We start from the raw sequence: 14045 nt of genomic DNA on the forward strand, positions 1-14045 counted from the left end.
GTTGAAAATCCATTAATATACTTAGGGAATCGCTAACATTCTCTGGCATAATTTTTAGCGTCTGCATACGCTCTTCCTAGGCAAAAACAAGAACATACGGCCCTTCGGGAACGTGCGCTGTTCGCTATCACTGCGGTTCGCCAGACGGCTGGCCGGTCCTGATGCAGGATTTCAATTGAATAACAGGCTTCTCACATGACCTACCTTATTCACGAGTCGATTTTTCGCAGTGCTGTTTCAACTCCGGAAGCCGAGGCTCTTGTCTATCGAGGGCAGACACGGACCTACGCGGCCCTGGCCTTGGAGGTGCAGGCGGTGGCGAGCGGCCTCCTGTCCCTTGGCATTGGGCGCGGTGAACGAGTTGCCGTATTCCTCGAGAAGAGATTCGAGACGGTGACGGCGTTGTTCGGTGCGGCGTCCGCCGGCGCTGTCTTCGTGCCGATCAATCCGCTCCTCAAGCCGGAGCAGGTAGGTTATATCCTTGCCGACTGCAATGTTCGCATTCTTGTTACATCCGCGGACAGGCTCAAGCAACTCGTTCCTGTCCTGGACAAGTGTCCGGACTTGCATGCCGTCGTTGTCGTTGATGGCGACGTACCTGCCTCACTGGAAAACGTGAGGGGCCTGCCGTGGAGCGAGTTTGTTGCGGCGACGCGGCGAGACAGGGGCCATCGCGTCATCGATACCGACATGGCGGCCATCCTGTACACCTCCGGCAGCACGGGCAAGCCCAAAGGCGTGGTGCTCTCGCACCGCAACATGGTTGCGGGGGCAATCAGCGTCTCCAGCTACCTTGAAAATACGCCTGCAGACCGCATCCTTGCCGTCCTGCCGCTCAGTTTCGATTACGGACTCAGCCAGCTCACGACAGCATTCCACACCGGCGCCACGGTCGTGCTGATGAATCATCTACTGGCACGGGATATCGTCAAGGCTGTCGAATCTGAGCGGATTACCGGGCTGGCTGCGGTGCCACCGTTGTGGTTGCAACTGGCCGACCTGCAATGGCCCGCCGATGCCACCATTCGCTATTTCACCAATTCCGGCGGCGCGATGCCGCGGGCGACCCTCGACCGGCTGCGTGCCGCGCTGCCCAAGGCCAAGCCCTATCTCATGTACGGCCTGACCGAGGCCTTCCGGTCGACCTACCTGCCGCCGTCCGAAGTGGACCGCCGCCCCGATTCCATGGGCAAATCCATCCCGAATGCCGAAATCATGGTGCTGCGTCCGGACGGTTCCGAGTGTGCGCCCAACGAACCGGGCGAACTCGTACACCGCGGTGCGCTGGTGTCGCTGGGCTACTGGAACGATCCACAGAAAACCGCGGAACGCTTCAAGCCGATCCGACCCGCCCACCACGGCTTGCCGCTCGTCGAGATGGCGGTCTGGTCCGGCGATACGGTGCGGGCGGACGAGGAGGGCTTCCTGTACTTCATCAGCCGCAACGACGAGATGATCAAGACCTCGGGTTACCGCGTCAGTCCGACCGAGGTCGAGGAAGTCCTCTATGGCCGCGAACATGTCGGTGAGGCGGCGGCCCTCGGCATCGCCCACCCCGTGCTCGGCCAGGCCATCGTTGTCGTCGTCAGTCCGCGCGACGGCGCTCCCCTCGATGCCGAGAAACTGCTGGCCGCCTGCAAGCCGCACCTGCCCAACTACATGCTTCCGAACCGGATCATCGTCTGGGAAGGCAGCCTGCCCCGCAATCCGAACGGAAAGATCGACCGTAAGCTGCTCGCGACGCAGTACGCGAACATCTTCGTGGAAGCAAAAGAATGAGCAACGCCCGACCGCAGCACGCGGCCCTGACCCAGTTTCCCGTCCAGGACGACTGCCTCCAGATCGGAGGAGTTCCGCTGACCCGGCTTGCGCAGCGCGTCGGCCAGACGCCGTTCTACGCCTATGACCGCGCCGCCATGACGGAACGCGTGGCCCTGCTGCGCAGGCATCTGCCGGAGCAGGTGCATCTGCACTATGCAATGAAGGCCAATCCCATGCCCGCTGTCGTGCAGCACATGTCGACGCTGGTGGATGGTATCGACGTCGCATCGGGAAACGAACTCCGCGTGGCGCTGGATGCAGGGATGAAACCGGACCTGATCAGTTTCGCCGGACCGGGCAAGAGCGAAGCTGAACTCTCGAGCGCGGTCGCCGCCGGCATCATCGTCAACCTGGAATCCGAAGCGGAAATGGAGCGGCTGGCGCAGATCGGCCGCCGCCTCGGCATCCAGCCCCGGGTCGCCGTACGCGTCAATCCGGATTTCGAGCTGAAATCGTCCGGCATGAAGATGGGCGGCGGGCCGAAGCAGTTCGGCGTCGATGCCGAACGTGTTCCGGACATGCTGCGCCGGCTCGGCGAGCTGCAACTGGATTTCCACGGCTTTCACATCTTTTCCGGGTCGCAGAACCTCAAGGCGGCCTCCATCCAGGACGCGCACGAAAAGACCTTCGCACTGGCGATTCGATTGGCCGCGCATGCGCCGCGTCCCGTCCGCCTGCTCAATATCGGCGGCGGCTTCGGCGTGCCGTATTTTCCGGGTGAGGAAAGGCTGGACGTTGCCGCTATCGGCGAAAACCTGAAGCGTTTGCTGCCGGATGTGCAGCAGCAGCTTCCGGAGGCAACCGTCGTCATCGAACTGGGGCGTTATTTCGTGGCCGAGGCCGGCATCTATGTGGCGCGTGTCGTGGACCGCAAGGTGTCGCGCGGACAGGTCTTTCTCGTGACGGATGGCGGCCTGCATCACCATCTGTCCGCATCGGGCAACTTCGGCCAGGTGATCCGCAAGAATTACCCGGTCGTCATCGGCAACCGTGTGCGCGGGCAGGAGCGGGAAGTGGTGTCCGTGGTCGGCCCGCTGTGCACGCCGCTGGACCTGCTGGCAGACCAGATGGAAATGGCCAGGGCGGACGTCGGCGATCTGGTCGTCGTCTTTCAATCGGGCGCGTACGGTTTGACGGCAAGCCCGTCCGCATTCCTGAGCCATCCGGCCGCACTCGAAGTGCTGGTCTGATCATCGAACGAATATAACTGTTGCAGCAAGGCTGCCTGCGGCCGGTCTGCGAAGGGAGTGGCAGTGAGTGGTGTATGTGGCTGGATGGACCTCGGCGCGGCCGATGTCGACAAGCAGAAGCTGATCAATGACATGGCGGCGCCGCTCGCGCGCTTCGATGCGAGTGCAGTGCACGCGTTGACCGGGCAGAAGAGCGCCGTCGCCGTGGCGGCGGGCGAGGCCTGCGCGCATGTCTACCGGCAGGATGGCCTCTCGGTGGCGGTGTGGGGCGCTGCCGGGTTCCGCGCCAAACGCCTGGCGGAGCGTGCGCAGGCAGAGGGGCTGGCTGCGACCGTGGCAGGCCTCTACCGCGACATGCCCGACGATGTGTGCGCGCAGTTGTCCGGCGCGTTCGCACTGTGCATCCTTGATGAGGGCGCAGGGACTGCGGTGCTGGCGATCGACCGCATGGGCACGCATTCGCTGACCTATCAGGTGGCCGGCAACTGCCTCGTGTTTGCCTCGTCGGCGGATGCGCTCATCCGCCATCCCGCAGCCAAGCCGGAAATCGATCCGCAGGCCCTGTACAACTACGTCTATTTCCACATGGTCCCCGGGCCGGGAACGATCTACAAGGGGCAACAGCGCCTGCTGCCCGGCGAATGCCTCACCTTCCGCAAGGGCGAGGCCACAAAGCGCCGCTACTGGCAGATGCAGTTCCAGGAAAACGATACCGGCGGCGTGGAAGATCACAAGGAAACCTTCCTCGAATTGCTGCGCAAGAGCGTGCGGGAAGTCTCGGATGGCCAGAAGATCGGCGCCTTCCTCAGCGGTGGCACCGACAGCTCGACCATTGCCGGGTTCCTCACCCAGGTCGGCGGCGAGCCGGCCAAGACCTACTCGATCGGCTTCGAGGCCGAGGGCTACGATGAAATGGAGTATGCCCGCATCGCCTCCCGGCATTTCGGCACGGATCACCACGAATACTATGTGACGCCGGACGACGTCGTCCGCGCGATTCCCGAGATTGCCGGCGTCTTCGACCAGCCTTTCGGGAATGCCTCGGCCGTTCCCGCGTTCTACTGCGCGCGGATGGCGCGCGCCGATGGTTTGACGCGGATGCTGGGCGGCGACGGCGGCGATGAACTGTTCGGCGGCAACGAGCGTTATGCGAAGCAGCACGTGTTCGCACTGTACGAACGTGTGCCGCGCCTGATTCGCAAGGGTGTGATGGAGCCGGCGATTTTCGGCATGCCGGCCGGTGACCTGATCATGCCTGTCCGCAAGGCTCGGAGCTATATCAAGCAGGCCTCCGTCCCGATGCCGGCGCGCCTCGAAACCTACAACCTTCTCGAACGCTATGGCGCGTCCACGGTGTTTTCCGAGGATTTCCTGGCTTCGGCGCGACCCGACCAGCCCTTGCATCTTCTGGGCCAGACCTATGGCGAATCCCAGGCGCGAACCCTGATCAACCGCATGCTGGCGCTGGACCTGAAAATCACGCTGGCGGACAACGACCTGCCCAAGGTGGTGAAGGCCTGCGAGCTGGCCGGAATGGAGGTGGCTTTCCCGTTCCTGAACGACGAGATGGTGGCTTTCTCGGCACGCCTCGCGCCGCAACTCAAGCTCAAGGGAACCAAGCTGCGCTACTTCTTCAAGGAGGCGCTGCGCGGCATCTTGCCGGACGAGATCATCACCAAGCAGAAGCATGGCTTCGGCCTGCCCTTCGGCGTCTGGCTCCAGAAGCACAAGGCGCTGCACGAACTCGCCAATGACAGCCTCACGGGGCTGAGGGCGCGCAAGATCGTTCGCGCTGACTTCATCGACAGCCTGCTCGAGCAGCGGTTGAGCGAGCATGCCGGATATCACGGGACCATGGTGTGGGTGCTGATGATGATGGAGCAGTGGTTCAAGCGCCGAGAGGACTTGACTCGCATCTGAACTGACTTACTCAACGCCCCGTTTCGGGGCGTTTTTGTTTTTGCACAGCATTGCAATCCTGGCATGATGCAACGCAAAAGATGCTTTGTGGAACTAATTCCTGAACGCAATTGTCACATCGACGGTAAGTGGGCGAATTGTTTCCTTTCTTGAGAATTTGTAACTTCGGTATACAACCGGGATACCAAGATTCAATGATATCGGCAACAAAAATGCCAGTCGGCAAGATGTTGGTGCGCTCACCATGTAATGCGACCGCACTTGTGCGGTATGTCGGGAGGCTGCTTGGCCTCTCCCAATCCATCTGGAATTCCTGCCATGACTGAATCCGAAATCCAAGGTACCGACGGCCAGGGCCTTGCGCAGCACATCACGCGGCGTGTATTTCTTCGCAATATGAGTGTGACGGCGGTTGCCATTGTGACCACCGCTTGCGGAGGCGGCGGTAGTGCCGCTTCTTCCGGCGCAACCGATGCCGCCGAGACGTCTGCCGGCGCCACTGGCGCATCCATGCAACAAAGACCGTCATCGCCGGCAACCACGACGGCCAACCGCACGCCGGTGTGGAACGAGATTCCGACAATTACCTTCACCGAGGGCGTGGCATCGACATTCTCGATCGCCGCGTTTGTCTCCGATGACGACATCGAAGCCCTCACCATCCTGAAAAATGAACTGGCCTTGCCGCCTGGCGTGACCTACGATCCGGCGACCAAGAGCTTCGTCTACGACGGCATTGGCAGCGTTGGCACGACCAGCGGGCACGTCCTGACCGCAACGGAGGCCTGAGCCATGCCCAAGAAACAAGCAACATCCCAACCGTTTACCGTCCAGATCCAGCCGGCTCCGGCACTGTCCACATCCTTCCAGGTGACCGCCGCCCAAGCCGGCGCAAACCTGCCGTTCACCATCGGTCATGCCTTCAAGAAGGGTGAAATCCCGGCGGGTTCGGTCGTTGTCGGCAATATTCCCGAACTGCAGGTCGTTGCGAAAAACGCATGGCCGGACGGCTCCATGAAGTTCGCCATCGTGTCTGGCCTGACTTCCTTCACTGCGGCAGGCCAGACGACGATCGGCCTGCGCATCGGCCAGGCGACGACTGCTGCATCGCTGACCACCGCCGACCTGCGCGCAACAGGTATCTCTGCTTCGATCGGCGCCGGTAGCTTCGGCGCAGCATCGTGGGCGGGGGGCGACTGGGATGTGCCTTTCATGGAGTGGGTACGCGGCCCGTTCATGAGCTCCTGGATCTATCGCAAGCAGATCGGCAGCGACGCCCACCTCGTGGGCTGGATGGAAGTGCGCCTGTACAAGGGCGGCGCCGTCGAGGTCCTGCCCTGGATCGAAAACGGTTACCTCACCGTTGCCGGGCCGACCAACAAGAACGCGACCTATAGCTTCACGCTCGGCGGCACGCAGCGCTTCAGCGCCACGTTCGACCTGCTTAACCACAACCGCACGGTGTTGGTTTCCGGTGCGGCGCTGTCGCATTGGCTGGGTGACGATCCGAAACTGACGCCTGCCCACGACAAGGCTTACCTGCAGGGGACGCGGCTGGTGCCCGCTTACCGCGGCCAGTTGCCGTCGACCGCTGCGCTTTGGACCAATCTGGCGCAGACATATACACCGCTCCAGCAGGGCAACTATCCGACTTCGATGGGGACGGCCGGTTACCATGGATCGATCGGCGTCCTGCCCGACTGGGATGTCGCCTACCTGACGAGCAACGATCTGCGCGCCTGTGCCGGCGTGATCGCCAATGCGTACAGCGCCGGCCGTTACGGCATCCATTTCCGCGACGAGCGGACCCAGCGTCCGTTGCGATTCTCCAGCTATCCGAACCTGGTGCTCGAAGGCAGCAGCGGGCTGGCTGGCAACGGCGCATCCTCGAAGAATACGTACACACCGGCCGCCACAGGCACCAAACCGCCGACATGGAACTCCACGCACCATCCGTCCGTGGGCTTCATGGCTTACCTGCTGACCGGGCGCTTCTATTTCATGGAAGAGGTGCAGTTCGCAGCGACGATCCATTTCCTCAAGAATACGGATACCGTGCGCCAGTTTACGGCGGGCGTCCTGGTGAGCAGCGCGGGTGCCAACACGACGCGTGGAGCGGCATGGGCTACGCGGACGCTGGCTCAGGCGGCATGCATCACGCCGGACAGCGATGTGCTCCGGGGCGAATTCCTCGCCTCGCTCGAATCGAACGTGAACTTCTACCACGGCCGCTATGTAGCAATCGCCAGCAACCCGCTCGGCTTTGTGCAACCGTACTCCGACTACACCACGAACGGCGACGGCAAGTACTTCGAAGCGGCATGGATGCAGGACTTCTTCACTGCCGCCTACGGATACGCGCTCGATATGGACCTGGCGCTTACGGCCACCGGCAAGACCCGGATGAAGGAATTCTTCGCCTGGAAGGCGCGCAGCATCATCGGACGTCTGGGCGGCACCGCCTCGACGGATTACCTGTACCGCGATGCTGCGGTCTACACCGTCGCTATTGCGCCCACCGACACTCCGGACTACACCAACGGCAACGGCCCCTGGTTTGCCAACTGGGGACTGGCGTATGCCGCGACGACGGGCAGTCCGAACAGCGGCCTCGCAGGCGACCTGCGTGGCGGGAACTTCCCCGATGCGACCAGTTACTGGGGCAACCTCCAGCCTGCAATCGCCTATGCCGTCGAGCACAACATCCCTGGCGCGCTCGACGCGTACCAGCGGATGACCGGCGCCGCCAACTGGCCGACGCTGGCGAACAACATGAACGCATCGCCGATCTGGAGTGTCCGTCCGCGGAACGCCTGAGCGCATTCGAGTTAATTACAGGATAGGAATGGCCGCTTTGGCGGCCGAAGAAAATCTCATGAACGTGAAGTCACACTTGCTGCGCCTCCCGGCAGCGGCATCCCTTGTTTTCACGCTGCTGTTGACAGCGTGCGGCGGTGGCCAGGCCCCGGCAGTATCCGCATCGAATGCCGACACTGCGCAGGCCGCAGTTGCCAGCGGCGAAACTGTGCCGGCTGCACAAGCAGCGCCGGCGACGGAACAGGCGGCCACATCAGAAACGGCGGATGGGTCATGGAAATGGGCCGGACGGAAACCGACCACCTATACATTGAGTGTCACCAAGTCCGGCTCGGGAGCAGTCAACTCCTCGCCGGCCGGCATCGCATGCGGAACGGACTGCAGTGAAACCTATGCAAGCGGAACTTTGATCACGCTGACCGCCACGCCTGCAAGCGGTAATACCTTCAAAGGCTGGAGCGGCGCCTGCGCGGGTACCAGCCTGAGCTGCACAGTCTCGATGTCCACAGCGCGCAGCGTGACGGCGACTTTCGAGAGCATCCCCGCGCCGGCACCCACTCCTGCAAATTACACGCTCGGCGTCACAAAGTCAGGCCTGGGCACGGTTACTTCTTCGCCGGCCGGAATCAACTGCGGTTCAGACTGTGCCGAACCCTATGCCAGCGGCACCTCTGTCACGCTGACTGCTGCCCCGGCGGCTGGTTATATCTTCAGGGGCTGGAGCGGCGCTTGCACCGGCACCAGCGCGAGCTGCACAGTCACGATGACCGCAGCACTGAACGCGACAGCGACATTCGAAACCAGCCCGACCACGCCCCCGGCAGCAGGTTCGATCGACGAGATCGTGGCCGCCATGCCGGCAAATTCATGGAAGGCTCTTCCCGCGACGCAGATGAAGGATGTCTGCCCGGCACCGTATAGCAGCTACACATGCGCGGCCATTGTCAGCGCATGGGGCGGTGGCGCGTACGACGAGTCGCGTGACCGCATGGTGGTATTCGGCGGCGGCCATACCGACTCCTGGTATAACAACGTCTTCGCGTTCGACCTGGGCGACATGAAGTGGCGGCGCCTGAGTGAAATGTCTGCTGGAGCGACCGGGACTACGCCGGGAGCGGGTTGGACCGACAAGCGTGTCGAATCGTGCGGCTTTTATCCGAAGGGTGTGCTGAGTCTTCCGGACAGTGTCATGAACGGTTCCTATGTGGCGTACGACAAGTGCTTCATCGAACCCGTCCTGTCCCAGCTGGACTTGCAGCAGCCGCGTTCGGCGCATTCCTATGGAGGCTTTTTCGTCGACCGCCTGCATGACCGGTATTGCCATCTTGGCGTCGCCGGCTATTACCCGAGCAGCCAGACCACGTCACCCGTTGCTGTGTGCTTTTCACCCTCGACCGGTACTTGGTCGCGCATGGCGGACAAGCCGGCGGGTGTAGGTGGGCGCGGCCAGACTGCCCTGGACGCCGCAGGAAACATGTGGATCGTTGCCGGGGACCAGGGAAAGATTGCGCAGTACGACCCGAGCGCAAACACCTGGAAAACCTACGGCAACAACAATTATGACGCGGGCGGCGGCACGGACATCGACCGCAAGCGCAACCAGCTGCATGTCATGTACCTGAAGTCTGACGGCAGCTACTCGATGCGGCGCTGGAACATCGGCGTACCGACCAGCCTGACAATGAGCCCGACATATTCGGAAGTGCCCGTGACGGGAACGGCGCCCGCCGGTATCGGCAGCCGTCCGGGCTTCGTGTATGTCGACGCACGTGACCAATTCTTCGCCTGGGGTGGCGGACGGGATGTGTATACCTTTAATCCGGCCACCGCGGTGTGGAGCCGTTTGGCCGCTACTGGCGATGATCCCGGCGCTCAGCAGCAATGGGGGACTTATGGCCGGTTCCGGTACAGTCCCGCACGGGGCGTGTTTGTCCTCGTCAATGACGTGAACCAGAACGTTTACCTGTACAAGCCGCCGGCTTGATTCGGTAACAAAGACCTGCTGTCAAACGAGCTCGGCTCGTTTCAGCAGGTTTCTGGCCATCCGCAGCATGAATTTGTGCGCGCCCTGGTCCCAGGGCGTGAAACGCGGGAGTTGGTAAAGGTCAGGGTCGGAGGGAATCGCTCCCCAGGCCGTGGAAACGGCAGCTTCAAAGCCAAGGTCTTTGACGATCCCCACATGCTCGGACAGGTAATCCTGAGAGGGTTTCCCGTTGGGATAGGCAAACAGCCGGATCGGCGCGCCGATGATTCCTTCCAGCGCCTCTTTGCCCTCCGCGATTTCGCGGCGTGCCGATGATGCATCCAGGCGCGCAAGGATAGGGTGATTTACCGTGTGTCCCCCGATCTCCATTCCTGCGTCATGCAGTTCCTTCACCTGCGCCGATCTCATCATCAGGTTGTCCGGCAATGACGGTTGCAGGTGATTGCAGATCGCATCGATCTGTTCCTGGCGCCCCTGCAGCGGCAGATACTTAAGCTTGCCGATCAGTGTCGCAATCGTGTGCTGACGTTGCGGCACAGTGGCAATATCGAACCGTCCGAAGCCAACCCGTTCCAGATTCAATTCCTCACCCTGCGCACCACGCACGAGTTCGATGATGGTGTCATTCCACATGCGTCCGCCATTCAGGAAGCCCGTGGCAACGAAAAAGGTTGCCGGAATGTCGAGTTTGCGCAGGATGGGCAGCGCAATTTCCGCGTTGTCCGCGTAGCCGTCGTCGAACGTTACGCACGCCGCTCGCGGGGGGAGTGTCTTGCTGCGCATTCTCTCGACAGCTTCGCTGAGGCTGATGATGTTGAAGGAGGATTTCAGCAGGCGCATCTGCCGTTCGAAGGTGGGCGCATCCACTTCCCCTGGAAACAAGGGGTCGCGTGCCGGCAGCACGCGGTGGTATATCAGGATAGACAGACGGGAGACTGCCCTGCCGGGTGAAAGTATACGAATGGCCGCGCGGCCGGCTAACGCCGTCCATCCAAAATCGTTGCTCATGCCGATGGGGGCCGGGCCGGTCTTGTCATTCGTTTCAGCGGTATTGTCCATACATTGTCGTTATCGCTCAGGTCCTTGGGGTCTATCCAGTCAGCGCGAAATTTCCGGGCGTTTCAGGAACTCGCTCGCCGCAGTGGTCCGCCACGAATTTGGCGAGCGGCCCTCTCCCTTCAGTTCGTTTTCCACGATGACGCGCGTGACCACAATCGCGACCATCAGGTAATACGGCACATCGAAATACAGCAGACTCAAGAATGCGCCGCCGACGGCAAAGCCGATAATGCTCACCTGCGTCATGGCGGCCAGGTGATAGGCCCATTTCAAGTCATCCCTTCCTCTCGTGTCGCGCAGGATCCGGGCGCTGGAACGCCACGTCAAGAAACCGAGCAGCAAATAGATTCCAAGGCCGACAAAGCCGTGTTCGCCGAGCGTCTGGAAATAGATGCTGTGTGCTGCGTGCACATCGGTCGGAATGGGCGCATAGCGCTCGAAGGTCTGGAGATCGTAAATCTCGAATCCCCCGCCGACCAAAGGCCTGTCCGAGGCAAGGTTGTATGCCATTACCCATGCATTGATGCGGCCCATTGCCGAACTGTCTTCCTGATAAGTGGCGATCGTATCCATGCGATCACTCCACTTGTCCGGCATGAAGACCAGTAATACCGGAATAGTCATGGCCATCAGGATTCCAAGCACGAGCTTCTTGCTGCTCTTGAGCCAGAGGAACATTGCCATCGCTGCGATGGCCAGCAGGGCGCCGCGTGAATACGATCCGATCGCAGCCAGGGCGCAAAGCAGGATCGACACTGTCAAGGCGTGCCGTATCAATTTACTCGTGGTGATGTATTGCAGGTAGTGCAGCAAGGGAATGACCATCACCAGCGCAAGCGCAACCTCGTTATTGCCGCCTATGAACGAATTGCCGGGGCCCCATACCCTGAATTGTCCGCCGGTGAGAATGGTGAAGATTCCACCTTTGATCCCGTAATACGCCAGGGACAGGGTCAGAACCCACATGAACGCCTGCACATGCTCCTTCGTTTTCAGGATCATGAGGACGATCAATGTCATCCCCATGATTTTCATGACCCGGTTCCATTGCGTGTACACCAGTTCAGGCTGCAACGCGAATAAGGTGCTTATGTTGATCCAGACGATGAAGGCGATGAAGGTGCAGGTAACCGCTGTTATCGGCAAATTCTTCGGTTCTTTTGTTAAAAAGAGACTGGCCAGCATCGTGGCCGCAACAATCGCAGCGAATGGAAAGGTCGCCGCGAACCCCCAGCCTTGCGTGTGCGGATTCATCACGCTGATCCATATCCACATCAGTACTCCGATATACGGCTTCTTGAAAAAGAAGGGTAGGGAGCCAAAGACGATCAGGGTGATTAGGATGTCTCTCATTGTGCCTATCGATACAGCATGAAATTGTCAAATCAGCAATTATGCTTGAGTTGCGATGCGTCTGATCGACAGGAATTGCGTTAAAAATAATATATTACAGGCGAAACGATTAAACATAGCCTTGCCGTTCGGGAGAGGGATTATTTGTGTCCCGGATTAGGGAAACAGGGCCCGCATCGATGCTGCACCGTCTTGGCGTGGACGCTTCCCGGATTGCCAACTTGACACCTCCAGATGCATTGAATACCCTCAACCGGATAAAACGACGACGTCATCTCTGTCCTGTCCGAACGCATTGCGAACAAAAATCAGGACACAATGACCATACCACCGCCCAGGTAACCATTTCCCCTCTAACCGGCGGGCTTACATAAGCGATTGCGAGCACTTACCCCTTGGACGAAATCGACAATAAAATCGCCAAAGGCGCCGCCTGGATGGTGTCCTTTAAAATGATTGACCGCGGCCTCGGGCTTGTCAGTACGGTGATCCTGGCGCGGTTGCTTGTTCCCGAGGATTTTGGCCTTGTCGCCATGGCGATGATCCTGATCGGCGCATTGCAACTGCTGATGGCCTTCAGCTTTGACGTGCCGCTGATTCAGAACCGGAATGCCGGCCGGGATCAATTCAACACCGCATGGACTCTTAACGTCCTCTTCGCCTCGCTGTGTGCCGCTATTCTTGCATCGGTAGCGGGGCTTGCCGCGCAGTTCTACCATGAGCCTCGGCTTCAACTGGTGATCTACTTGCTGGCTATCGGTTTCGCAGTCGAAGGGTTCTCGAATATCGGACCTGTGATCTTTCGGCGGGAAATGCAATTTGATCGCGAGTTCAAGTTCCTTCTCGGGAAGCGGATGGCCAGCCTGCTGGTCACTATTCCTCTCGCTTTCTGGTGGCGCAACTACTGGGCGCTGGTGGCGGGCCAGCTGACGGGTACGTTCGTGTCAGTCGCGCTTTCTTACTACGTCAGCGATTACCGTCCTCGCTTTTCGCTAAAAGCCAAGGTGGAACTGTTTCACAGCTCGAAGTGGCTGGTGATGAACAACATCCTGCAGTTTCTCAACGGCCGCGCGTCGGAACTGCTGATTGGCCGGCTCGGGGGCGCGACGACCCTCGGCATCTACACCATTGCGTCCGAGATATCGACCCTGCCGACAACGGAATTGGTGGCCCCGATCAACCGTGCCGCTTTCCCCGGATACGCACGCGTCGCCAATGATCTGGAAGCCCTGAAGAGCAGCTTCCTGAACGTCATTTCGATGATCGCATTGTTCGCACTGCCCGCAGGGGTTGGCATCGCAACAATCGCTGACCTCATGGTGCCTGTCGTACTAGGCTGGAAGTGGGTTCCTGCAATTCCGTTGATCCAGATACTGGCAATCTACGGCGTCATCCAGGCGTTGCAGAGCAACATTTCCTATATCTACCTTGCGACAGGCCGTCTTTACTATGTCACGGCCGTCGGGGCAATTCAGTTCACCTTGCTGGTCGCGCTCCTGGTTCCCGGGATCCTCTACTGGGGCGCAACCGGTGCCGCATGGGCGTTCCTGGGAACAGTCGTACTGATTACCCCGGTTATCCAGTATCTGGTCGCCAAACGACTTCAACTTTCGAGCACGGCTTTTCTCGCGAGGCTCGCCCGGCCATTAGCGGCCGCATTGGTTATGGCAGCCGTTGTCCTGGGCATGAAGCATGGCCTGCACCGCGACGGTGAAACCATTTCCTACCTTATCGTGCTCGTCCTTTGCATCGTCGGTGGTGCACTCTCTTACAGTGCTACGTTGTATATGCTCTGGCGGTGGGCGGGAAGTCCAAACAGTGCCGAACGCGCTTGCCTGGGCAAAATCGAGAGGACATTGCAAAGAGCTGGACTCAATATCAGCCTGACCGGAGGCTAGAGG

At 60.3% G+C, this 14045-nt stretch carries 9 protein-coding genes; 7 read left to right on the plus strand and 2 right to left on the minus strand.

Going from position 1 to position 14045, the window contains the following annotated elements; all coding sequences use genetic code 11:
* The first annotated feature begins 195 nt into the window (after positions 1-195).
* The 6 genes from AC3WOY_RS14510 to AC3WOY_RS14535 all read left to right on the plus strand — a co-directional run bounded on the left by AC3WOY_RS14510 (position 196) and on the right by AC3WOY_RS14535 (position 9732).
* Entirely contained in the window at positions 196-1779 is a 1584-nt protein-coding gene (locus AC3WOY_RS14510) for an acyl-CoA ligase (AMP-forming), exosortase A system-associated (protein ID WP_492424940.1), read from the plus strand.
* On the plus strand, positions 1776-3011 hold the full coding sequence (locus AC3WOY_RS14515; RefSeq protein ID WP_492424942.1) for a pyridoxal-dependent decarboxylase, exosortase A system-associated: 1236 nt from the start codon (positions 1776-1778) through the stop codon (positions 3009-3011). Before AC3WOY_RS14510 ends, AC3WOY_RS14515 begins: the two co-directional genes overlap by 4 nt.
* A 63-nt stretch (positions 3012-3074) precedes the next feature.
* On the plus strand, positions 3075-4931 hold the full coding sequence (locus tag AC3WOY_RS14520) for an asparagine synthetase B family protein (protein ID WP_492424944.1): 1857 nt from the start codon (positions 3075-3077) through the stop codon (positions 4929-4931).
* A 318-nt stretch (positions 4932-5249) separates the two neighbouring features.
* Complete coding sequence (locus AC3WOY_RS14525) at positions 5250-5720, plus strand: hypothetical protein (RefSeq protein ID WP_492424946.1); 471 nt, start codon at positions 5250-5252, stop codon at positions 5718-5720.
* 3 nt (positions 5721-5723) lie between these two features.
* Positions 5724-7748 carry a hypothetical protein gene (locus AC3WOY_RS14530; protein ID WP_492424948.1) on the plus strand — a complete coding sequence of 675 codons (2025 nt, stop codon included), beginning with the start codon at positions 5724-5726 and terminating at the stop codon, positions 7746-7748.
* Positions 7749-7806: 58 nt separating this feature from the next.
* On the plus strand, positions 7807-9732 hold the full coding sequence (locus AC3WOY_RS14535; RefSeq protein WP_492424950.1) for an InlB B-repeat-containing protein: 1926 nt from the start codon (positions 7807-7809) through the stop codon (positions 9730-9732).
* Positions 9733-9753: 21 nt separating this feature from the next.
* Here AC3WOY_RS14535 and AC3WOY_RS14540 read toward each other — a convergent pair whose 3' ends face one another.
* Positions 9754-10791: a polysaccharide deacetylase family protein gene (locus AC3WOY_RS14540; protein ID WP_492424952.1), complete on the minus strand. Its 1038-nt coding sequence runs from the start codon at positions 10789-10791 to the stop codon at positions 9754-9756.
* A gap of 39 nt (positions 10792-10830) precedes the next feature.
* Entirely contained in the window at positions 10831-12144 is a 1314-nt protein-coding gene (locus AC3WOY_RS14545) for a putative O-glycosylation ligase, exosortase A system-associated (RefSeq protein ID WP_492424954.1), read from the minus strand.
* Positions 12145-12539: 395 nt separating this feature from the next.
* On the opposite strand from AC3WOY_RS14545, the gene AC3WOY_RS14550 reads away from it, so the two are divergent.
* Entirely contained in the window at positions 12540-14042 is a 1503-nt protein-coding gene (locus AC3WOY_RS14550) for a lipopolysaccharide biosynthesis protein (RefSeq protein ID WP_492424956.1), read from the plus strand.
* Positions 14043-14045 lie beyond the last annotated feature (3 nt).

It is taken from the genome of Noviherbaspirillum sp. FW303-A3, from assembly GCF_058788695.1.

Coding starts and splice junctions, on each gene's coding strand:
- AC3WOY_RS14510 (WP_492424940.1), top strand. CDS start 196: ATGACCTACCTTATTCACGAGTCGATTTTTCGCAGTGCTGTTTCAACT.
- AC3WOY_RS14515 (WP_492424942.1), top strand. CDS start 1,776: ATGAGCAACGCCCGACCGCAGCACGCGGCCCTGACCCAGTTTCCCGTC.
- AC3WOY_RS14525 (WP_492424946.1), top strand. CDS start 5,250: ATGACTGAATCCGAAATCCAAGGTACCGACGGCCAGGGCCTTGCGCAG.
- AC3WOY_RS14530 (WP_492424948.1), top strand. CDS start 5,724: ATGCCCAAGAAACAAGCAACATCCCAACCGTTTACCGTCCAGATCCAG.
- AC3WOY_RS14535 (WP_492424950.1), top strand. CDS start 7,807: ATGAACGTGAAGTCACACTTGCTGCGCCTCCCGGCAGCGGCATCCCTT.
- AC3WOY_RS14540 (WP_492424952.1), bottom strand. CDS start 10,791: ATGGACAATACCGCTGAAACGAATGACAAGACCGGCCCGGCCCCCATC.
- AC3WOY_RS14545 (WP_492424954.1), bottom strand. CDS start 12,144: ATGAGAGACATCCTAATCACCCTGATCGTCTTTGGCTCCCTACCCTTC.